This is a genomic window from Paenibacillus stellifer, from assembly GCF_000758685.1.
GTDB lineage: Bacteria > Bacillota > Bacilli > Paenibacillales > Paenibacillaceae > Paenibacillus_AQ > Paenibacillus_AQ stellifer.
Genome location: NZ_CP009286.1, coordinates 4,702,702 through 4,724,900 on the forward strand (window position 1 = coordinate 4,702,702; position 22,199 = coordinate 4,724,900).

19 protein-coding genes and 1 riboswitch are annotated in these 22,199 nt (G+C 55.8%); of the genes, 12 read left to right on the forward strand and 7 right to left on the reverse strand.

Going from position 1 to position 22,199, the window contains the following annotated elements; genetic code table 11:
• Positions 1–245: 245 nt before the first annotated feature.
• The 3 genes from PSTEL_RS21685 to PSTEL_RS21695 are packed head-to-tail and all read right to left on the reverse strand — an operon-like array spanning position 246 to position 3,175.
• Positions 246–1,136, reverse strand: coding sequence for a glycine betaine ABC transporter substrate-binding protein (locus PSTEL_RS21685; protein WP_038698585.1), 891 nt, complete (start codon positions 1,134–1,136; stop codon positions 246–248).
• 12 nt (positions 1,137–1,148) lie between these two features.
• A complete protein-coding gene (locus PSTEL_RS21690; RefSeq protein ID WP_038698587.1) occupies positions 1,149–1,982 on the reverse strand; it encodes an ABC transporter permease in 834 nt (277 codons plus the stop codon).
• Positions 1,979–3,175 carry a quaternary amine ABC transporter ATP-binding protein gene (locus PSTEL_RS21695; protein ID WP_038698589.1) on the reverse strand — a complete coding sequence of 399 codons (1,197 nt, stop codon included), beginning with the start codon at positions 3,173–3,175 and terminating at the stop codon, positions 1,979–1,981. The genes PSTEL_RS21690 and PSTEL_RS21695 overlap by 4 nt, the downstream gene beginning before the upstream one ends.
• Before the next feature lie 261 nt (positions 3,176–3,436).
• Between PSTEL_RS21695 and PSTEL_RS21700 the strand changes: the two genes are divergently transcribed.
• From PSTEL_RS21700 to PSTEL_RS26485, 3 genes are read left to right on the forward strand one after another with little or no spacing between them, the layout of a single operon-like run.
• Entirely contained in the window at positions 3,437–3,994 is a 558-nt protein-coding gene (locus PSTEL_RS21700) for a GbsR/MarR family transcriptional regulator (protein ID WP_038698591.1), read from the forward strand.
• A gap of 58 nt (positions 3,995–4,052) precedes the next feature.
• Complete coding sequence (locus PSTEL_RS21705) at positions 4,053–4,499, forward strand: GNAT family N-acetyltransferase (protein ID WP_038698593.1); 447 nt, start codon at positions 4,053–4,055, stop codon at positions 4,497–4,499.
• Between the two features lie 3 nt (positions 4,500–4,502).
• Positions 4,503–5,075, forward strand: a complete 573-nt coding sequence (locus PSTEL_RS26485; RefSeq protein WP_052098818.1) for a guanylate kinase — start codon at positions 4,503–4,505, stop codon at positions 5,073–5,075.
• Between the two features lie 165 nt (positions 5,076–5,240).
• Here PSTEL_RS26485 and PSTEL_RS21715 read toward each other — a convergent pair whose 3' ends face one another.
• Complete coding sequence (locus PSTEL_RS21715; RefSeq protein ID WP_218917562.1) at positions 5,241–6,080, reverse strand: sulfite exporter TauE/SafE family protein; 840 nt, start codon at positions 6,078–6,080, stop codon at positions 5,241–5,243.
• A 213-nt stretch (positions 6,081–6,293) separates the two neighbouring features.
• Between PSTEL_RS21715 and PSTEL_RS21720 the strand changes: the two genes are divergently transcribed.
• Positions 6,294–7,238, forward strand: coding sequence for a substrate-binding domain-containing protein (locus PSTEL_RS21720; protein WP_342666528.1), 945 nt, complete (start codon positions 6,294–6,296; stop codon positions 7,236–7,238).
• Positions 7,239–7,450: 212 nt separating this feature from the next.
• Here the strand turns inward: PSTEL_RS21720 and PSTEL_RS21725 are convergent, their stop codons facing one another.
• Entirely contained in the window at positions 7,451–9,124 is a 1,674-nt protein-coding gene (locus PSTEL_RS21725; protein ID WP_245625004.1) for a hypothetical protein, read from the reverse strand.
• Between the two features lie 177 nt (positions 9,125–9,301).
• Between PSTEL_RS21725 and kduI the strand changes: the two genes are divergently transcribed.
• The 3 genes from kduI to kduD are packed head-to-tail and all read left to right on the forward strand — an operon-like array spanning position 9,302 to position 11,728.
• A complete protein-coding gene (gene kduI, locus PSTEL_RS21730; RefSeq protein ID WP_038698599.1) occupies positions 9,302–10,135 on the forward strand; it encodes a 5-dehydro-4-deoxy-D-glucuronate isomerase in 834 nt (277 codons plus the stop codon).
• A 36-nt stretch (positions 10,136–10,171) separates the two neighbouring features.
• Positions 10,172–10,927: a DeoR/GlpR family DNA-binding transcription regulator gene (locus PSTEL_RS21735; protein ID WP_038698601.1), complete on the forward strand. Its 756-nt coding sequence runs from the start codon at positions 10,172–10,174 to the stop codon at positions 10,925–10,927.
• Positions 10,928–10,972: 45 nt separating this feature from the next.
• A complete protein-coding gene (gene kduD / locus PSTEL_RS21740; RefSeq protein ID WP_038698603.1) occupies positions 10,973–11,728 on the forward strand; it encodes a 2-dehydro-3-deoxy-D-gluconate 5-dehydrogenase KduD in 756 nt (251 codons plus the stop codon).
• A gap of 221 nt (positions 11,729–11,949) precedes the next feature.
• Here the strand turns inward: kduD and PSTEL_RS21745 are convergent, their stop codons facing one another.
• On the reverse strand, positions 11,950–12,864 hold the full coding sequence (locus tag PSTEL_RS21745) for a hypothetical protein (RefSeq protein ID WP_038698607.1): 915 nt from the start codon (positions 12,862–12,864) through the stop codon (positions 11,950–11,952).
• 342 nt (positions 12,865–13,206) lie between these two features.
• Between PSTEL_RS21745 and PSTEL_RS21750 the strand changes: the two genes are divergently transcribed.
• The 3 genes from PSTEL_RS21750 to PSTEL_RS21760 all read left to right on the forward strand — a co-directional run bounded on the left by PSTEL_RS21750 (position 13,207) and on the right by PSTEL_RS21760 (position 15,766).
• The gene (locus tag PSTEL_RS21750; RefSeq protein ID WP_038698609.1) at positions 13,207–13,692 is read left to right on the forward strand and encodes a DUF6803 family protein; all 486 of its coding nucleotides are present in this window, start codon (positions 13,207–13,209) and stop codon (positions 13,690–13,692) included.
• Positions 13,693–13,997: 305 nt separating this feature from the next.
• The gene (locus tag PSTEL_RS21755) at positions 13,998–14,822 is read left to right on the forward strand and encodes an AraC family ligand binding domain-containing protein (protein WP_038698611.1); all 825 of its coding nucleotides are present in this window, start codon (positions 13,998–14,000) and stop codon (positions 14,820–14,822) included.
• Between the two features lie 23 nt (positions 14,823–14,845).
• Positions 14,846–15,766: a DMT family transporter gene (locus PSTEL_RS21760; protein WP_038701466.1), complete on the forward strand. Its 921-nt coding sequence runs from the start codon at positions 14,846–14,848 to the stop codon at positions 15,764–15,766.
• Positions 15,767–15,857: 91 nt separating this feature from the next.
• Here the strand turns inward: PSTEL_RS21760 and PSTEL_RS21765 are convergent, their stop codons facing one another.
• The gene (locus PSTEL_RS21765; protein WP_038698613.1) at positions 15,858–17,273 is read right to left on the reverse strand and encodes a glycoside hydrolase family 1 protein; all 1,416 of its coding nucleotides are present in this window, start codon (positions 17,271–17,273) and stop codon (positions 15,858–15,860) included.
• Between the two features lie 100 nt (positions 17,274–17,373).
• Here PSTEL_RS21765 and PSTEL_RS21770 point away from each other — a divergent pair, with 100 nt between their 5' ends.
• Together PSTEL_RS21770 and PSTEL_RS26490 are read left to right on the forward strand one after the other, a co-directional pair.
• Positions 17,374–18,342, forward strand: a complete 969-nt coding sequence (locus tag PSTEL_RS21770; protein ID WP_038698615.1) for a LacI family DNA-binding transcriptional regulator — start codon at positions 17,374–17,376, stop codon at positions 18,340–18,342.
• Between the two features lie 258 nt (positions 18,343–18,600).
• A riboswitch (cyclic di-GMP riboswitch) is annotated at positions 18,601–18,695 on the forward strand.
• Between the two features lie 203 nt (positions 18,696–18,898).
• Complete coding sequence (locus tag PSTEL_RS26490) at positions 18,899–22,162, forward strand: polysaccharide lyase family protein (protein WP_052098824.1); 3,264 nt, start codon at positions 18,899–18,901, stop codon at positions 22,160–22,162.
• Positions 22,163–22,199 lie beyond the last annotated feature (37 nt).

Consider the following 22,199-nt stretch of genomic DNA (forward strand, 5'->3'; position numbering starts at 1 on the left):
AGGAAAAAGAAAGCACCCCTTTCGGGGTGCTGTGATGCAGGTGCATAGGGTGCAGTTGCGTAGCTTGCTGTGGCGTAGGGTACAGCTGCGCTGCTTGCTGTGGGGCAGGGATGCAGCTACGTAGCTTGCTGTGGGGCAGGGGTGCAGCTGCACTGCCTGCGGTGGCGTAGTGGTGCAGCTGCGTTGGGGCAGTTGCACAGATGCAGCTGCCTCTGGGGTCGCGGCGTAAGGTGCAGTTATGCAGGTTACTCGATGCCCGCGATCCAGCGGTTCACCTTGTCCGGGTTGGCTTCCACCCATGCCTTGGCGGCGTCTTCCGGAGACTGGCCGCCCTGAATGGCTACCATCACCTGAGCCATATCGTCAGGCGTCCATTTGAACTGGTCCAGCAGCTTGTACACATCCGGCTGGTCGTCCTGGAGTCCCTTGCGCACCATCGTATGGATTTGCTCGTCTCCGCCGTACACGCCCTTCGGATCGTCCAGATATTTGAGATCCATCTTCGCAAACATCCAGTGCGGCGTCCAGCCTGTCACGACGATCGGCTTCTTGCTGTCATAGGCCTTCTGCAGTTCCTGGGCCATGGCGGCCGAAGAGCTCTCGACCAGCGTGTAATTATCCAGCTTGTACTCCGTCAATGCCTTGCCGGTAGCGGTCATGATGCCCGCGCCGGGTTCGATGCCGATAATTTTATGATCCAGCGAGCTGGCCACGGCGTCATCGCTTAGATCTTCGATCGAATCGATATCCATATAGGCCGGCACCGTCAGGCCGATCTTCGTTCCTTCCAGATTGGCTCCGAGATCCTCCATATCTTTCCCGTACTTCTCCAGGTAGGAAGCATGTGTGCTTGGCAGCCAGGCGGCTACCATGGCATCCGCGCTTCCGTCAGCGACGCCGGCGAACATCGGACCCGCGTCGACCTGAAGCATTTCCACCTTCTTGTTCAGCTTGGATTCCAGCACCTCTTTCACAACATATGTGCTCGCAATTTCGGAATCCCAGGCCACATAGGCCAGTTTAACGTTGCCCGAGCCGCCCGAAGCGGAACTGGAGCAGCCCGCCAGCATGACGGCGGACAGCATAAGACCGGACATAAGGACAGTGAACAGCTTTCGGCGATTGGTTTTTTTCATGAATGAATCCTCCTATTTCTGTTTCAGTTTGAGTGCATTCTGGGTCAGACGATCCAGCAGAATGGCGAGCACGACAATCGCGATGCCGGCCTCGAAGCCGGCGCCGGTATTGGCCTGCGATACGGCACGGTACACATAGGCGCCAACGCCCTGGGCCCCGATCATCGAGGAGATGACGACCATCGACAGCGACAGCATAATCGTCTGGTTCACGCCGGCCATAATGGTCGGCAGCGCGATCGGCAGCTGCAGCTTGAACAGCTTCTGGCCCGGAGTCGAGCCGAAAGCGTCGGCCGCTTCAACAAGCTCGTCCGATACTTGCCGGATGCCCAGATTGGTCAGACGGATTGTCGGCGGAATCGCGAATATAATAGAAGCTATGACGCCGGGAACGACGCCCAGCGAGAAGAACGATACCGCGGGCAGCAAATAGACGAAGGCCGGCATCGTCTGCATGAAATCCAGCACCGGCGTTACAATATTCCGGACCGCTGTACTCTGCGCGCAGAGAATGCCGATGGGAACGCCGATCAGCACGGCCAGCACGGATGCCGTCAGCACCAGCGCCAGCGACTGCATGGACGGTCCCCACAATCCCAGATTGTCAATCAGCAGCAGGCCGATCAGCGCGAACAGCGCCAGACGCCATTTGCCGATCCAATAAGCAAGTGCCGTAATCAGAAAAATGACCACAATGGCGGGCAGAAAGGTCAGTCCTGTCTCAATACCGCCGACCATCCCGCCGATGACCGAATGAATGAAGTCGAATAGAGGACCGAAGTACAGCGTGAGCCAGTCTTCAATCCTTTCAATGAAACTGCCGAGCGGCAGCTTGGGAATATTCATCTTGCACCCCCTTCAGGAACGGCATTGCCCGCAAGCGCGGACAGTACCGCTCCTTTAATGACGATTCCTTTCAGGCGGTCCCGCTCATCCGTCACAGCAACGGGCAGATGGGTCTCGCCCATCAGCTCGAACAGATCGTTCAGCAGCGTATCCGGGCTGACGCGCGGAACCTCCCGGTGCATGACATCCGGAATCGTCTTGCCTTCCTTCAGAGCGGCCGAAGCATCGTCCGCTGTAACAATCCCCTGCAGCTTCATGTCCTTGTCTGCAACATACAGACTGGACACGCCGCTGTCCCGCATCAGCTGAAGCGCGACGCGCGGTCCGCGCTCGGGGCGGATCGTTTCCGGCTGCTTCATGACATGAGCAGCGGTAAGCACCTTGGACAAATCGACGTCTTCAACGAAGCGTTCGACGTATTTGTTGGCAGGCTGAATCAGAATTTCCTCCGGCGTTCCGATCTGAACGATCACGCCGTCCTTCATCAAGGCGATCCGGTCGCCAATCCGCAGCGCCTCGTCCAGATCATGGGTGATAAAGACGATCGTCTTCTTCACCCGGTCCTGAAGCTCCAGCAGCTCCTGCTGCATATCCTTGCGGATCAGCGGATCGAGCGCGCTGAACGCCTCGTCCATCAGCAGAATGTCGGGATCATTGGCCAGACCTCTGGCCAGGCCGACCCTCTGCTGCATGCCGCCGCTGAGCTGGTCGGGACGATGATTCTCCCATCCGCCAAGACCGACAAGCTCCAGCGCCTGCCGGGCGCGCTCACGGCGCTCTTTTTTATCCACACCTTGAACCTCAAGGCCGTATTCTGCATTGCCAAGCACTGTCCGGTGCGGGAACAGGCCGAATTTTTGAAAGACCATACCGATATTCTTGCGCCGGAACTGACGAAGCTCCTCGGCATTCATCTTGACGACATCTTGCCCCCGATATAGAATCTGGCCCGCCGTCGGGTCGATCAGCCGATTAAGCAGACGCACGAGCGTCGATTTGCCGCTGCCCGAGAGGCCCATGATCACGAAGATTTCGCCTTCTTTAATTTGAAAGTCCGCCCGGTTCACGCCGACGGTCAGCTTGGCTTCCTTGGCAATCCGCTCTTTGGACCAGCCCTGGTCCAGCAGCGCCAGTCCTTTGCGGACGTCCTGACCGAATATTTTGGTCAACTGCTTCACTTCAAGTATAGACATGGAACGTTCATCCCCCTTCTTCTGTCTTTGATTCCGGGTCATTCACTTGGATTAGTGTATCGTTTTGGGGGAGTTTTGGGCAAATAGTGTATACCGTTATAATTTAACGTACAGTTTTTACTTTACAAACTTTATGTAACGAATGCTCCGTTTTCCTCCCTTTTTCATCTTTCATGCTTTCTTTACTTCTTTTCCGGGTTGAGATTACAATACACTAGGAGAGATTTTGCGAAATCATAAGCTTCCTTCAGGAGGGACAGCATGTACGATATAGAAGGGCTGACGCCCGAGCAGACTGAACGCATACGCAAGACACGGGAGCGCGTCATCGACTCCATCGGCAAGAACATGGATCTCTATGGCGTTACCCTGTCCATCGGGCATTTATATGGATATATGTATTTCAAACAGGGACCCGTCACGCTGGACGAGCTGAGCCAATCGCTTGGCATGAGCAAGACGTCCATGAGCACCGGCGTCCGCACGCTGCTGGATTTGAAGATGATTGAGAAGGTATGGGGAAAAGGCACGCGCAAGGATCTCTTCGAGCCCTCATCCGACTGGTATCAGACCTTCAGCGATTACTTCTCCATCAAATGGAGAAAAGCGGTCGAGAGCAACATGAATGTCATGAACCGGTCGCTTAAAGAAATTCAGGACATGAAACACGAATATGGAGACAATGAGCAGGTGACGGCTCTGCTGGCGAACGATGAACAGAAAATCGCCGACGCCATGAAATATTACCGCTGGCTGCTGAGACTGATTGAGGCGCTGGAGACGGGAAAAATTTACGAACTTATTCCAAAAGAAGAATAGGAAGAATCGTCAGGCATCATTCAAGAGCACGGCATTCATACGGGTTGAGGTGAAGACAGTGAACTGGCATCTGAAGACATTCGAGGAATTGTCCAATCTGGAGCTTTACCGCATTCTGAAAGCCAGAACCGATATTTTTGTCGTGGAGCAGAACTGCCCCTATCCGGAGGTGGACGGCAAAGACCCCTCCTGCCATCATCTGTTCCTTGAGGATCAAGGGGAATTGATCGCCTACCTCCGTATTCTGCCGCCCGGACTGTCCTATCCGGAAGCCTCAGTAGGCCGCTTTATCGTGGACGCTTCGAGGCGCGGAACCGGGCTTGGCCGCGAGCTGCTAACGCGAGGTCTGGCCTTTATCCGGGATACGTCGGGAGATAGCGGCGTGAAAATCCAGGCCCAGGCTTATTTGCAGTCATTTTACGCCTCCTTTGGGTTCATTCCGGTATCGGAAGTCTATGACGAAGACGGCATTCCGCATCTCGATATGCTGCTGCAGGAGGCGTAGCCTATGGGGCGTCTGTTCATTCTCTACGGACCGTCAGCCGCTGGCAAAAGCGAGCTCCAGCGCCGCCTGCTGGAGGAAGGCTATGTCCGGATCATAACAGCGACGACCCGCCCGCCGCGGGCCGGTGAGCAGGATGGCGTACACTATCTGTTCCTGGACCGGGAGAGCTTCCGGAAGCGTACCGGAGAAGGCAGGTTCGCCGAGTGGACGGAATATAACGGCGAGCTGTATGGCACGCTGCTGTCCAGCATCGGGGAGGCGCTGGCTGGTCCGAATGACGCGGTCATGATCCTGGACCTGAGAGGCGTGACTGCGCTGAAGGCCGCTTATCCGGACAAGGTGTCGGCCGTCTACGTCGGCGCCGATCCCGATTCGCTGGCCCGGAGGCTCTCGGAGCGGGGCGGCGATCCGGCCGAGAGCGCTGCCCGGCTGAAGAAGGCGCTGGCGCAGGAGCTGGGCGAAGCTTACCGGGCAGCGGCGGATGCCGTCATCTGGAACAGCGACGGCACCGGCATCGATGAGACGATGGAGAAGCTGCGCGAAGCGCTGGCGGCTCTGCAGAGGCGGAGCAATTGAGAGTCCGGGACGTTAACGAACCTTCACGCGAATTCAGGAAGGACGACAGCCACTCCGCCGGAGTGTGGGCCTGCCCAGTGGACAGGCGGGTTTTCCGACCTGCGGTAAGTCCGCAGCATAATGAAGAGCCCGGCCTTCGGCCGGGCTCTTCTAATATTACAGCTATTACAGCGCCGAAGGGCGCTTTTCCTGGCTTCGGGCTGTTTTTAGCGCTTTGGTGAACATTTTGAGCGCAGAAAGAATCAGGACGGCTCCAAGAACGAACTTAAGAAGACGGGACGACACATAGCTGATGAGCAGGCCGCCGGCAAAGGTCCCGATGATCGAGCCAATCCCCATCGGCAGCACCAGTTCCTTCCACTCCTTGCGCTCCGAGTAAGCCCCCTGGGAGGCATGCTTCAGCATGCCCATCACCACGGTAGGAAGGCTGATCAGCACGCTTGCAGTGCCCGCCGTTTTGATATCGACGCCGTAGACGAGCAGCAGAGTCGGGATAATGAGCTCTCCCCCCGCAACCCCCAGCATGCTGCTGACGATGCCGATCAGAATGCCAAAGACTACGCCTGAAGCCACGGCGGCCGGAAGCGGCATCGGAATGCCGCCCGGAACGATGGGAACGAAGCCTTCCGTGACAAGCAGCGTGCCGATGGAGACAAGCAGAATCAGGATGACCTTCTCCAGCGTCCGCTCGGACATTTTCTTGGAATAATTCGCTCCCGCATACGCCCCGCCCAATCCGCCCGCAATAAAAGACAGAATGACCGGCAGCGTATCCGCAAGCTCCTTATAGGACGCATGGGGCAGCCGGAAGGCCAGGGAAGACAGCAAGGTGACCAGGCTGACAGCCAGGTTGAAAGCAACGGCCTGCCGGGTCTTGTAGCGGAACATCCCCACCAGCACGGGAAGGCGGAATTCGGCGCCGCCCAGCCCGATCAGGCCGCCAAGGCAGCCGATGGGCGCACCGGTCAGCAGGGCGAGCAGCATTTTTCGGGGTGTATCTTTCACGGAGAAACAACTCCTTCGGCGGAGACTGTAAGACTCCACTGCATTTTTGAATCAATTTTCGAATCAATTTATTGAATAAAACCGAACGAAACGTTACATTTTGATACAAAACACAACAAAACCGGATTTTTAAAAAAAGTTTATCCCAGTTTATAATCAGTTACAAGAGCAAAATTAAACGCAAATTTACGATATGTTGAAAAATCATGCGAGGTGACATCATTGACCGAGCCTTTGTCCTACTCTCCCGAAGAAGTGGCCAAAATCCTGAAAATTTCCAAGGGCACCGTCTACGATCTGCTGAAACGCGGCGAGCTCCCCTCTTACCGGATCGGCAAGAAGCTTCGCGTCGCTCCCGCCGACCTCGAAGCCTATACCCGCCCCGCCTATGGCGCAGGCCAGCGGCCGACTTCAGCTCCCCCGATGTCCGTCGAGAAGCTTATTCTGGATAATCACGGCCTTATCATTTGCGGCCAGGATATTGTGCTGGACGTGCTGTCGCGTCACATTGAATCCGGCTATCCCGGCGTCCGGTCCCTGCGCTCCTATATCGGAAGCCTGGACGGGCTGCTCGCCCTGTACCGGGGAACGGCTAATGTCGCCGCCGCCCATCTCTGGGACGGAGAGACCGACGAATACAACCTGCCCTATGTGCGCAGACTGCTGCCCGGGCAGCGGAGCGTCGTTGTCGGTCTCGTGTTCCGCCAGCAGGGCCTCTATGTCGCCCCCGGCAATCCGAAAGGCATCGTCTCCTGGGAGAGCCTGCTGGAGCCGGGAATCACCATCGCCAACCGGGAGAAAGGCTCCGGAACCCGGATCATGCTGGACGAATGGCTGCGGGGCAAGCAGCTTGAGCCGGAGCGCATTCAGGGGTATGAGCATGAGGAGCTGAGCCATATCGCGGTGGCGAGCGCGGTTGCCCGGGGACTTGCGGATACGGGACTCGGCACGGAGAAGGCTGCGGAGCAAGTATCCGGGGTCGATTTTATCCCGCTCAAGAAGGAACGCTATGATCTCGTCTTTGACCGGAAGGATATGGACAAGCCGGCGTTCCGGGCGCTGCTCGCGGTACTCCGCTCGCCCGAATTCAAGCATGAAGTGGCCGGTCTTGGCGGCTACGATGTCTCGCTGTGCGGGGAAATCGTGGGCGAGGTGTGAGGGGGAAGGCGCGGTTATTGGTTACGGGGAGAGATCCGATTAGACCAGAGGCCGATTGGATCAGACTCCGGCAAAATAAAAATGCTCTTGTCCAGCCCATCTCGGGCAGACAAGAGCTTTTTTCGATGAGAACAGCATTTATCAAGCACAATATTGAACGAACCAGGGCCGCTTGCTTCACGCCCTGATCCTGATATATGGAATTTTTTTCCTTACACCAAGTAATCTTCAAAAGACACCGGCACGCCGTCAACCAAGGCATTCGGCCCCTCCGGCCCGGCTGCAAGAAATATCCGCTCGCCCGCCGAGCTGTCCCAGGCGACCGACCGGATGGCCGATCCATCCCAGTCGAAGGCGGGCTGTCCCGTCTCCATCGCTTCCGCGAAGGCTTCCAGCCCGGCGATTCCAGCGGCTGACGCTTCAGCCGCTCCCAGCGCCTCGACAATGACTCCGCCCTGTCTCTGCTGCAAGTTAACCTCTGTATAATCCGGACGTTCGGTTAGTCCGTATTCGCCGGACAAGTAGACGGCGAAATAGACGGAGTCCGTCTGTCCGTACAGCGCCCGCGGCTTCGCCAGCCATGTGCCGGGCGGCAGTATGCCGACAGGGCTTGGGCTTCCCTCCGGCCCCGTGAACAGGGCGGCCGTCACATTCCGCCGGTACAGCACCTCCATATGGCGGCTCTGGTGGCGCGGATCGCCCTCGCTATAGCCGTCGCCGGGCGGGAAGAAATACAGCCGGTTGACCCGGCGACCGGGCTTCACCGGAAGCGAATAAGCCCAGCGAAGCTGCTCGTTGTCGAATTCGTCCACCCGTTCCCACAGCCCGCCGGCGGCGTAGTCCTCCGTTATATAGGCGTAGGAATGAAGCTCCGGCTGAGCCGGGCCGACCGGGACAACCTTCCGCGTAGCCTTCTTCGCTTCAGACGGCTGGCTCCGGTCCAGCGCCAGACGCCGCGCCGCTTCCGGAGCTTCATAATAGAGAAAGCCGGCATATTCCGTTCGCGGCATCTTCTCCGGCAGCGCGAAATCCCCGAACTGCACATAATCATGCAGCACATTGGCATCGCCCGGCACATCATGCGGCCAGCCTCTGGAGTGGGCGCCAACCCAGGCGCCCTGCAAATAGAACAACGCCCGCTGGCCCCACAAGTAATCCAGCATCTCCTTCAGACCGCTGCGCAGGTCTTCGTCGCTCTCCCCCGCCATCTCCAGGGCGCAGGTATAGGCTTGAACCCAATGCCAGAACCAAGGCAGGCTGCCGTATTCGGGCATGCCGCTCTCCCGGATATACCGCAAGGTCTCCTTAAGGCAGGCTCTCCCGTCTTCCACCAGCTCCTTGTCGCCGAAGAGGCTGCCGAAGATCAGCTTGGCCGCCGTGTATTTCGCCTCGTGATGTCCATAATATTCAAGCGGCTTGCGGAAGAAGCCGCTGGCGTACACATGCTCGATCGCCGAATCCAACAGTTCCCGAACGCGCTCGCTGAGGGCATCTCCGTATCTTTGACGGAAATAGGCCATCAGGCTGCCCATGATTTCAACCGGAAGCTCATGCGGCAGAGCCTCTGCCGGAACTGGCGCCAGCCCAAGCGGCCAGTGGCCATACTGCTTCGTACCGGGGACACGGTTCTGCAGCAGCAGCGTCCGCTCCAGCACGCCTTCCGCCTGCGACACCGCCTCGATCCGGTCGAAGGTTACGTCCAGGGACTGATCCTTGGCTGCCGCAAACAAGTAGGACGCATAATAGAAATTATTCCGCACATCATCATGAAACCATAATCCGCCTTCAAGCAGCGGCAGTTCTGCCGCTGCTTCCGCAATTGCAATGATCAGCTGTCTTTGACGTTCCCGGGGTGTTCCCGGAACTGCAGCATCTTTCCCCATCATTATGCCTCCGTTCATACGGTTCATTTTCTGCTCACGCGTTCATTTTACAATAAAAAAGTCTTCACATAAACCTAAACATACAAAATAATCCGAAAACACACCTTGATAAATGAACGTAAATGGAGTAGATTGTACTAATATGAACCACATTTTTTATAAAAAGGAGCATGCAAAATCATGGAAAGACGCTTTGCTTCCCATCCGAATGAAGTCAAGCAGTTCGATACCGGACGTCTTCGGCAAGAATTTCATGTGCCGGTGCTGTTCGCAGCGGACGAACTCAAGCTGGTGCTGACTCACGAGGACCGCATGATTGTCGGCGGAGCCATGCCGGTGAAAGAACCGGTCGTGCTCGCAACCGATCTGAAGGAGCTCGGTGTCACTTATTTTCTGGAGCGCCGCGAGCTCGGCATTATCAATGTCGGCGGCAAAGGAACCGTGGTAGCGGACGGAGCCGAGTATGAGCTGAACGCCAAGGAATGTCTGTATGTCGGCGCGGGGACGAAGGATGTGCAGTTCAAGAGTGCGGACAGTGCAAATCCGGCGAAGTTCTATCTGAATTCCGCTCCGGCCCACAAGACATATCCGACGGTCAAGGCGACGCTGGAATCGTCCGAATTTGCGGATCTCGGCGACATCAAGAACTCCAACGAACGTTCGATTCACCGGCTTATTCATGCGAATGGCATTCAGAGCTGCCAGCTCGTTATGGGCCTGACCCAGCTGAAGCCGGGCAATATGTGGAACACAATGCCGGCTCACACCCATCCGCGCCGGATGGAAGCCTATTTCTATTTCGAGCTTCCGGAAGACGCCGTAGTCGTGCATCTGATGGGCGAGCCGAAGGAGACGCGCCACATCATCATGCGCAACGAAGAAGCCGTCATCTCCCCAAGCTGGTCGATTCACAGCGGCGTTGGCACGAGCAATTATACCTTCATCTGGAGTATGGCCGGAGATAATATCCGGTACGACGATATGGACCCTGTCTCCATGAAAGAGTTACAATAGAGACAAAATACGCACGGATAGAGAGGCAGACAGGTCATGAACCCGATCAGACGGCACGAACTAATCATGGAAGTGATGCTGAATCAGAAAGACGTTACGGTTAACGAACTGAGCGAGAAGCTGCAGGTAACCGGGAAGACGATCCGCGAGGACCTCACCAGACTGGAGGAGCAGGGTCTTATCAAGCGCGTGCACGGCGGAGCCGTGCTGGCGCAGAGCGACCAATTCGGCATACTCCCCTCCAAAGAGCCGCTGGGCACATTCTCCGGCGAGAAGGCGGAGATCGCCGAGCGGGCGGTCCGCTATATCGAGCGTGAGGATATTATCGCACTGGACGGAGGCAGCACCACGCTGGCCATCGCCCGGCGTCTGGACAATCTTCCCCTGACCGTGATAACCAACGACGTCCATATTATCAGCGAGCTTGTTCCCAAGGATCAGATTCAGCTTGTCGTCCCGGGGGGCTACCGCGTCCGGAACACCTTGACCGGTCCAGAAGCCGTCTCCTATGTAAGCAGTCTTAATATAAAAAAAGCATTTCTGTCGGCTACCGCCGTCCATATCGAGCACGGGCTCTCGGTGTATACGGGAGATGCCCTGGAATATAAGCAGGCGCTCGTCAAGACGGCGAACCAGGTCATTGCCGTCGTCGATCACCATAAATTCGGCCGGACCGCGCTCCGCACCTTCGCGACACTGCGGGAAGTCGATGCGCTGATTACCGACAAGGGCCTCCCGTCCGAAACAGAGGCTTCATTCCGGGCCGCCGGCGCCGATATCGACTGCGGGTGAACAGATTACACATTCATCTCTAACCCGAAAAGGAGCATATCGCTTATGTCAACTTTATTCAGCCTGAAAGGCAAGACAGCGCTCGTAACCGGTGCCGCCCAGGGCTTGGGCCAAGGCATCGCCCTGGCGCTTGCCGAAGCCGGCGCCGATATCGTATCCGTATCGCTGAATACCAGCGAAGAGACCGTGAAGCAGGCCGAAGCATTCGGCGTGAAAGCCCTCAGCGTTGAAGCGGATCTCGGCGACCACAGCGTCCTGCAATCCGCATTCGACCAAGCCATTACGCTGACCGGCAAGGTCGACATCCTCGTGAACAACGCCGGCATCATCCGCCGTGCACCAGCCAAGGATCACAGCGAGAAAGACTGGTTCGACGTCATCAACCTGAACCTTAACACCGTATTCCTGCTGTCCCAGATCGCGGGCAGACATTATATCGAGAGAGGATCGGGCAAAATCATCAACATCTGCTCCATGCTCTCCTACCAGGGCGGCATCAATGTGCCGGGCTATACCGCCGCCAAGCACGGCGTAGCGGGCCTGACCAAGGCGTTCGCCAATGAATGGGCGCAGTATGGCGTGAACACCAACGCCATCGCTCCGGGCTACATGGCGACCGAGAACACCGCGCCGATCCGCGCCGACGAGAACCGTTCGAGCTCCATCCTTGACCGGATTCCGGCCGGCCGCTGGGGCACGCCGGATGACGTGAAGGGGCCAGCTGTATTCCTGGCTTCCGCCGCTTCCGATTATCTGAACGGCCATATTCTCTGCGTCGACGGCGGCTGGCTGGCGCGCTGATCACCCGTCCGCAAGCAAGCACAAGAAACCGGTTCTCCCTGGGGAGGCCGGTTTCTTGTTGTGTTGCAGCAGCGACCTGTGCTTATTTTGCAAAAAGGTATTCATCCGGTATTGTTATCCGGGCCGAATGCTCCAGGCATCCGGATGCCGAAGCGGCTGCGGGATGATTATCATGCCATCGGGGAGCTTGTAGTCGATAAGTTGGCGGACGAATGCCGCTCTTACTTCGCAGACTCTTGCTCAGCAGCTTCCTTCAAGAACTCCAGCGCTTTATCATGATTTTTGGAGTTCGGGAATATCCCGGCGATCAATTTCGTATCGTTATGAAGAACCGGCAGGGATGCCGCCAGCTTGCTATCCGTAAAATTGATGCCATAAGCCGACTCAATGCCGTCTTCCGTATTGACAGCCTTCTCCACAATGCCGTCTCCGCTCTTGCCTCCGAGCCATTCCGCAAGCCAGGAATCCTTCAGCTTCTCGATACCTTCTCCCTGTGCCAGCCAGGCAAGGGTATCCTTGTCGAGCACGACGAGATCCGGCGGATCAACCGACATCTCCGCCATCGCCTTCTGTCTGTAAGCGACCTCGGTCGCTCCTCCATTCGAAGTTAGCGGGATAAGCCGTGTCTCCACCCTCTTCCAGTCCGGGAAGGACTTCAGGATCGCAGCCTCCAGCGGGGCGCCGTCTCCCTCGGGGTCATCCTCGGCCATGAAGTTGCCAAGGAACAAAATATTCAGATCAACCGGAGGCAGACTGGCCAGATAGCGCTGTTTATCCAGATGATTCTTATAGGCAATTCCGCCTCCGATTAGCACGGCCACAGCGATGATTCCCAGTATGACCTGTGTCCGGTATAGTCTGAAGAAATCCTCAAGCCGCCGTGCCGTGCCTGCAAAGCGCCCGTACTTCTGCAGCCGGTTGCTCTCGGCTTCTTCCACCTCCTGCTTGGCATGCGTGTCCAGAATCAGGCGGTAGGCCTGCACCTCCTTCTCGAAGGCCAGTGCTTCCGCGGTCCCGGGTGCTCCGATCGAGCGGCGGCGCTTCAGCAGCATGTCAAAACGGCGGTTCACTTCTTCCATCTGGACCTCTTCGGGAAGTCCCAGAAACTCGTAAGCTTCCTTCACCTTATCGTTCAACGGTTCTCTCTCCTTCTTGAGCGGACAAACGAGTGTATATCTAGATCATATCACAGATTTAATGCGCTTTCCTTCTTCCACAAGAAGGGGGCGGAAGAAGGCGCGTCTCTCGCCCTGACAACTTCTGCTTACCCTGCTGCAGCATCCAAACAGCCCGGGCGAACAGTCCGGGACAAGAGACATTTGCTGCAAGCGGATATCGATCTTGGAACATTTACGCCCACTAGTCGGCCAGGACAGCCCGTGTTCTCTGCCGATATCTGCTTTTCTCCATTCTTTCCACACAATTCCCCCTTACACTGAGTGTGATAGTAAAGAATTGTACTGGGGGAATTGTTGGGTATGAATATGACGCATTACATGTCCCTTCTGGCGGACAACCAGCCTTGGAATCTGATTATCTTCATGGCGATCCCCGTGATCTTCGCCGAGACGATTACGGTGACGGAATTTTTCATTCTGTTCGGCAAAAACACAGGCGGCGGCCTGCGCTCCTTCAACCGGGTTTGCAGCATCCTGGCCGGCCTGTATTTTACAGGCATCTTCCTGTATCTGTTCCCTACCGCATTCGTGCCTTTAACCGTGAACGGGGAATGGCATACCTGGGTGGATGTGGTGGCTGTCAGCTTTTACCTGAGCGGCGTATTCTTCCTGCTGCCATTGGCTCTGCTCGATTTGGGACTTATCGCCCGCCGGAGTCCGGAAGAGCGGAAGATGAAGCTGCATTTCATCTTCGTCAGCGGCTTTCTCGTCGTCGCCCACATCGCCATGATCTTCGGCATGGTTAATCCCGAGATCATCAGCGGCATGGCGGGAATGAGTCACTGATTCCTGTTTCCGACATGGCGGAACACCGGCCTTCCTGTTTTATGTGCACGAATGTATTTAGCTGCGATTGCTTCATTCAAGCCTACTGTACTTACATATGAGCTATCACATTACACAAGATACCGCCCATTGGGACAAGATGGGCGGTATTTCTGTATCCGGATAGCGGAACTTCGGGCCATGCTGGCCCGAAGTTGCAGGGCTTGGGGCGGCTTGCCCCAAACCAATAGAGCAATATCATACAAGAATGCTGATGCCTCTTGGGGTACACTAAGTATCAGACATTCAGGAAAGGAGGAACGTTTTTGAAACAAGAAATAAGAACGGTAAAATATGATACGGAGCTGAAAGTGGAAGTCTATCATTTTCAAGGAATTATGCAGAAATTCCCCAATCATTTTCATGAGTATTATGTGATTGGTTTTATTGAAAAAGGTCAGCGGCTTTTGTCTTGCAAGAACAAAGAGTACACCATAGAACCGGGAGATTTATTACTGTTTAATCCGCGCGATAACCATGCTTGCGAACAAATCGACGGTCAAACACTGGATTATCGCTGCATCAATATCCAACCGGAAATTATGAGCAAGGCAATCTGTGAAATAACAGGAAAAGAATATTTACCCTACTTTACGTCACAAGTAGTTTTTCATAGCGATTTGGTTGTTGTGCTTCGGGAATTACATCAAATGCTTATGGAGGAGGAAAGCGATTTTAGAAAAGAGGAAATCTTTTTTTTCCTTCTGGAGCAGCTGGTAGAAGAATATACGGAGCAGGCCGTACCAGCAGGAAATACAGAGCAAAGCATGGAAGCAAGGGCAATCTGTGATTTTTTGGAAAATCACTACATGGAAAACATTACGCTGAACGACCTGTGCAAGCTGACCGGACTAAGCAAATACTATCTTCTTCGCTCTTTTACCAAGCAGAAGGGAATCTCTCCTTATAGTTATTTAGAAACGATCCGAATTGACAAAGCAAAGAAAATGCTGGAGCAAGGCATTTTGCCAATAGATGTGGCATTACAGACAGGGTTTACCGACCAGAGCCACTTTTCCAACTTCTTCAAGAAGTTTATAGGGCTAACGCCAAAACAATACATGAACATTTTCAAGGATGCTCACAATTGAGTCTTTGTATAGAAAGGGTTCTTATGGACAGAAGACAAGAGATTACGGGACATTTATTCGCATTTATTACAATCTTTATTTGGGGAACAACATTCATATCAACAAAGATACTTTTGAAAGCCATTTCTCCAACTGAAGTACTGTTTTTAAGATTTACAATCGGTTTCATTGTGCTGCTTGTGGCTTACCCTCGCAGGCTAAGAGTCAAGAAAAGAAAACAGGAGTTGTATTTTGCTGCGGCTGGTTTATGTGGTGTCACCCTATACTATTTGCTTGAAAACATCGCCCTGACTTATACCTTTGCATCCAATGTAGGGGTCATTATTTCAATTGCACCGTTTTTTACTGCTATCTTGGCGCATCTGTTTTTAGATGGAGAAAAATTGAGATTGCAATTTTTTATAGGTTTTGCGGTTGCTGTTATCGGAATTTTTCTTATTAGCTTTAACGGAAGCAGTCATTTGAAATTGAATCCATTGGGAGATATACTGGCTGTTTTAGCCGCTGTGATATGGGCCGCCTATTCGGTCCTGACAAAGAAAATCAGCGGTTTTCACTATAACACGATCCAGGCAACACGGAGAATTTTCTTCTATGGATTAATATTCATGATTCCCGCCTTATTCCTCTTTGAGTTTGAACCAAACCTTGATCAATTGATACAGCCGGTCAATCTGTTTAACATTCTGTTCTTGGGATTGGGAGCATCCGCCCTGTGTTTTGTAACGTGGAACTCTGCGGTTAAACTATTGGGTGCAGTGAAAACCAGCGTTTATATTTATATGGTTCCAGTCATAACCGTTGTTACCTCTGTTCTTGTACTTCATGAAACGATTCCCCGTACTTCTGTGTTCGGGATTGTACTTACATTAGCCGGACTATTTATTTCAGAGATTAAAACCTCTGCAAAAACAAAAGGAGCTTTAGAGAGTGGGCGATTCTAATCTGAATCGTTTTTCACGTACTCAACGGGCTAAAGCCTGCAACAAAAAGGACCCGGCGCTTATGCCCGATCCTTTTGTCCATTTTCCCCGCTTACTCAAACAGGCTCTGCCCATTCGTCCCGATCACCTCTTTGTACCAATGGAACGACTTCTTGCGGTACCGCTCAAGCGTTCCCGATCCGTCGTCATGACGGTCGACATAGATGAAGCCGTAACGCTTCTTCAGTTCCGCGGTTGAGGCGCTGACGAGGTCGATGCAGCCCCAGGTCGTATATCCCATCACATCCACACCGTCCGCGATTGCTTCGGCAACCTGAACGAGATGCTCCTTCAAATAATTGATCCGGTAGCCGTCCTCCACCGTCTTCTCGCCATTCTCCAGGGTCACCAGCTGATCGGCGGCGCCGAGGCCATTTTCCACAATGAACAGCGGCTTCTGATAACGGTCCCAGAACGCATTCAGAATGTACCGGAGTCCCTGAGGATCGATCTGCCAGCCCCAATCGCTCGATTTCAGGTACGGATTCGGCACGCCGCCCAGAAGATTGCCTTCTCCCTTGATCTGCTTCGCCGGGTCGGCCGTCTCACAAATGCTCATGTAATAGCTGAACGAGACGAAATCCACTGTATGCTTCAGAATCTCCTCGTCCCCCGGCTCAAAATGGATCTCGATACCGTTCTCGCGGAAGAACCGCTTCATGTATCCCGGATAATAACCGCGTGCGTGCACGTCTGCGAAGAACGTATTGTTATGGTCGCTCTTCATCGCTTGGATCACATCGTCCGGGTTCGGCGTTAGCGGATAGATCGGCATGCTCAGCACCATGCACCCGATCTTGAAGTCCGGATTGATTTCATGTCCAATTCTAACAGCCGCCGCGCTCGCCACAAGCTCATGGTGAATGGCCTGGTACAGGTCCTGCTTGCTCAGCTTCTCTTTGGGCGTACCGATGCCGCCGCTCATGAACGGAAACTCCAGAATGGAGTTGATCTCGTTGAAGGTCAGCCAGTATTTCACTTTATGCTTGTAACGGGTAAAAATCGTCTCCGCATACCGCTCGTAAAAGCCCACCAGCTTGCGGTTCACCCAGCCGTCATATTCCCGGGCCAGATGCAGCGGCGTTTCATAATGGGAAATCGTGACCAGCGGCTCGATGCCGTATTTATGGCATTCATCGAACAGATCGTCGTAGAACTGCAGCCCCTTCTCGTTCGGCTCCAGCTCGTCCCCTTTCGGAAAAATCCGCGACCAGGCGATGGACGTCCGGAACACCTTGAAGCCCATCTCCGCGAACAGCTTGATATCTTCCTTATACCGGTGATAAAAATCGATGCCGATCAGCTTCATATTGTCTTCGGTCGGCACATCCGTCGGCGGCGTCTTGACGCCATGAGGACTCACATCCTGGGTAGACCAGCCCTTGCCGTCCTCCTGATACGCCCCTTCCAGCTGATTCGCGGCTACCGCGCCGCCCCAGAGAAATCCTTCCGGAAACTGAAGTTTCATGTTTTTTCCCGCCTTTTTCGTTATGATAAGGATATACCGGCATCCTAAACCTTGGAACGCGTTACATGTCAAGCATTAGATCACGGCAAGGAGACAACCCATGTCCACACTCGATCAAATAGCCAAGCTGTCCGGCTTCTCCAAAGCGACGGTATCCCGGGTGCTCAACGGCTCACGGCATGTAAGTCCGGACACCCGCAAGAAAATACTGGCCATCATGAAGGAACAGGACTATGTACCCAACCGGAACGCCATTTCCCTGTCCAAAGGCCGGACCCAGCAGATCGGCATGATTACGATGAATCTGAACGAGCTGATTCTGCATTTCATGAACGGCTTCGTGGAGAGCGCCGGACGGCACGGGTTCCAGACGATCATTTATACAACCGGAGGAGACAGCCAGAAGGAGCTTCAAGCCCTTGAGGATCTCAAGCGAAAAAGAGTAGACGGCCTGCTCATCCTGACCTCCGTCAGCTCCCCGGGCCTTATTGCCTCTTACCGCAAATACGGGCCTATCGTGTCCTGGCAGCGCATGGACCATCCAGATATCCCGTCGGTCGCCATGAACCAGTTCGAGGGCTATGCCCTCGCCCTTGAACATTTGCTCACGCGAGGATACACCCGCATCGCCAATGCGTTCGGCCGTCCCAGCAGCATCAATACGCAGAGCCGGCGGGAGGCGTACGAGCAGGCAATGGCTGCATACAGCCTCCCTGTAGATGAGCAATGGTACTATTCTTCCATCTACAGCATCGCGGACGGCGAGCGCGTGCTGCGCTCCCTGATGGAGCAGCAGAACCGTCCCGAGGCGATTCTATGCGCGAACGATCTAGTTGCCGCAGGTATAGTAAGCGAAGCTCGCAGACAGGGACTGGGCGTGCCGGAGAATCTGGCGATCGTCGGCTTTGACGATACGGAGCTGGCGAAGACGATGGGCATCACGACCGTGCGGAACCCGGTTGCCGGCCAGGCGGAGAACGCCTTCAGGCTGCTGGCTCCTGCGCTGCTGGGAAAGGCGCTGGCGCTTCAGCCCCTGGCATTCAGCCTTGCCATCCGGGAGACGACCTAGTCTAACGGCCTGCCTTTGGAACGGTTCTTCTAGTTATATAGAACCGTTCTTTGTTTTTCGCTAAAAAATGACAATTTTCGTTCCGATAGTAAATCATGAACCGCTGCAAGACTTTGGCTGTACCGGCTTTCATCCTAGTAGAGGCATACGTACCAATCGCACTTCCCCCTCCTTCGCCCTCAGCCGCAGCGTTAACATAGATGCTGCCCGCCGCTGTTGTCCCATCCTGATACAAGTTGCATGTACCGTCCCACCCATTTGTGACAAAGGCAAACTTGCCGAAAGGCAAGGACGCAAAGCCATAGGGCCTTCTTCGTCTCACACGAGCCGAAGGTGGCAGCCGCGCTGCCGGAAAAAAGAAATGCGAGAAGCTGCGCCCGCCTCAGGGCGCGGTTCCCGGACATTTCGGGGGAAGAGCTTTTTTGAACGAATCCGCTATTTGAATATTGCCACCGTTTGTGAAAGTCATTCCTCCTCCGCCCGTACCGGGCGCCGCGACGCTTACCCGAGCGAAGCGGCGGCGTACAAGGGTATCCAGAACCGGAGGAGAATTAGCATGAGAAATCCGCATCCGCATCAAGATCAGTCCGTCCCCGCTGCATCCGCAGCAACCGCCACGACCACAACCGCGCGTCGGCGCCGTCTCTTGACCAAGGGTATCGCCCTGCTGACGGCGCTTGCTCTTGTGTTGGGCGTCCCATCCCTCCCGCAGCACACCGTGTTCGCCGAGCGGCAGAGCGCCGTTTCCGCCACAAGCACCGGCAACGGCATCGGCTACATTGATAACGGGGAGACCGCAGTCACCGGAGCGACCGGAACAGACGGGGAACCCGCTGTTACCGGGGAGACCGCCGTTACCGGGAAGATTGGAGACAGCGCCGTTACCCAAAGCGTGTACGCCGCTTCGGCGGACAGCCTAGCCGTCCAGCCGGAGGGGCCGCTCTGGACCATCGGCGCCCATGACGGCAGCTCCGCTGAATTTTCCGATTATCGCGCCATGACCGGCAGCTACTCCGCCTATTTGCCTGACGGAAGCGCGCCTAACGACTGGAAGACCTTCCCCAAAGGCATGAAAGCCAGCGTGAACAAGACGCTCTCCATCAGCTACTCGCTGGAAGCCCTACCCGCTTACGGAGCGGAATTCGACGTTCATATTCTGAACGCCTATATTTCTGTGCCCCAAATGGCCGTCTACTCGAACGGCCGTCTCGCGGGCCTGCTGCAAATTGCCGGAACCTCGGGCAGCGGAGCCGCCTATCCCTTCCGCGAGCTGTACCGGCTCTATATCCCTAAAGAGCTGCTGAAGGCCGGCGTCAATGAGCTGAAGCTCGAGGTATACGCCGGCTCCTACGCGACCACGGCAGGCGACGCCAATCTGTGGTACGAGTGGGATGAGCTGTCCTTGACCGCACTCGCCGCCCCGGCGGACGAGCCAATCCACGGGCGCTACATCCATCTGGGGACTGCCATCGCGAACGGCTTCGTTATCGATGACAATGTGACCCGGCTGCTGCCGGACCTGACCCGCTGGCTCGGCATCGCCTACAGCGGCAACATGCTGCGCACCGGCTTCTGGTCGGACACCAAGAGCACCTGGCAGAACGGCATCGTCTCCTACTTGCAGACGATGAAAGATCTGAACCTGCAGCCGATGGTCGGTATTTTCGGCTCCGATTTCATGAACAGTCCGGACATGCTCGCCGGTCATATGACAGACAGCATGAAGACCTATTACCGCCAGTTCATGGCCTCGTACGGCTCATACTTCTCCTATCTCGAAATGGACAACGAACCGGGTGTATTCAGCCACAATCAGGCTTCGATTGTGGAGCTGGCCCAGTTCCTGCAATCCGAGAAGGCGAGCACGCCCTGGCTGAAGATCGTCGCCCCGGGCTGGGCCTACTGGCCGACCAAAGGCACGCCCTACGGATGGGAACGCGATCCCGCGCAGCGGAAGCCGATCGAGGCGCTGTCCGATCTGACGAATGGACACAGCTATTCGCTGTCCGGCCTGGCCCAGGCCCGGGGCGGTGCGCTGAATGAGAATCTGCTCAGCTATGACGGAGGCACCGATGACGGCCTGCCCAAGGAAATGGTTATGACCGAGAGCGGAGCGAATGATCTGCACACCGACCAGAGCAAATTCGGGGCATCGGCCTATAAATACGCAGCCGTCTTCGACCGGGAGATGCGCGCGGACATCGGCTACGCCGACCATATCATGCAGCATACCGCCTTCGACTCATCTTATCCGAACTATGCACTGCTTCTTCGTCCGGCGAACTGGAGCACGCATAAAGCCGCCGACACAATGGCCTGGGCGGCCAATTCCGCCGAAGGCGGCGAGACCCGGCTGCGCACGTTCCGCCGCCTGGCCGCGGCCTATGCCACGCACGGCTCGCCGCTGCCGTACTCGTTCCTTGGCGGCGACGATTCCGCCGGCCGCAAGATCTATGTCCGCGCCGTCGACACGGCCGGACTCGGAACGTCGGCCGTAGGAGCCTCGGCCGACAAGCAGATCGTCAGCGTCGTGAGCTTCGGGCCTGCCGGTACGCCGGCGCGGCATGTGAGCGTGCGCGTGACGCTGCCGGAGAGCGGCACGTACCGGGCTCTGCAGTACCGGGACGGCCAGACGCTTGACGCGGCTTACTCTGTCAGCGACCTGGCCGCGTCCCCTTATCTCGATCTCGACCTGACCGTGGCGGCCGGTGAAGCCGTTCAGCTGTACCTGACTAAGGAGGAGACGCAGGCTCCGCAGAAGCCGGTTCTCGTGAAGGCCGAGATGGCGACCTGGAACACCGCAGTCATCGGCTGGAACGAATCGTCGGACAACGCGGAGACGACCTCGTACCGGGTATATCGGGACGGTGAAGAAATCGCCGTACTGCCTTCTTCGCTGACCAGCTACACCGATACGACGATCAGCTATGACCGGACTTATTCGTATACCGTCAAGGCAGGCGACGATTCCGGCAATCTCTCGCCAGCGAGCGATCCGCTGCAGCTCACCGTGCCGGACATGCCGGTTACGCCGGGCGGACCGCTCTATGAGACAGAGAAAGCTCAGCTTGGCGGCATCGCCAAAACGACGCCGGACTCCTACGCCTCAGGTGGCGCCTATGTCCGGGACATGCATGCCAGCGGCTCCAGCGTCAGCGTCATCAACATTATGCCGGGCGCCGGGAGCTACACCCTGCGCGTCGGCTACGCCACCTCGGCGGATGCCACGCTGAATCTGTATGTGAACGGCCAAATGATCCGGAAGCTGACGTTCGTCTCGACCGGCAAAGCCTCAGGAGCTGGCGCCTACAAGAGCATCTCGACCGACATTGCGCTTGCAGACGGCCCGAACACCGTCATACTGCGGCATGACGGCGGCAATACCGGCGGCGTCAATCTCGACTTTATGGAGATCACACCTACACAGACCTCACAGACAGACCCGGGCTGGAACGATTATGCCTTCAACGACATCGGAATCTACTACTCGCCCGGCATCACTACCAATGACAACGGCAGCTGGAACGAGACCGAATCGCCATCCGAGACCGCTACCTTCACCTTCACGGGAACGGGCGTCCGCTGGCTGGCCAATGTCCAGAGCAACATGGGCTTGGCGAGCGTGTACATTGACGATATTCTTCAAGAGACGGTCGATCTTACCGCCGCCAATCTCGAAGGCTACAACAAGGTCGTATTTGAGAAAACGGGCCTGGCGGATGGCAGCCACACCCTCAAAATCGTCACCCTGAACGGCAAAATCACCTTCAATAAATACAGCATCAACGGCCCGGAGCAGAGTCTGCAACAGGCGGAATAGCACAGCGCCGCAATCCGCTTCTTAACATTTGGGTTTA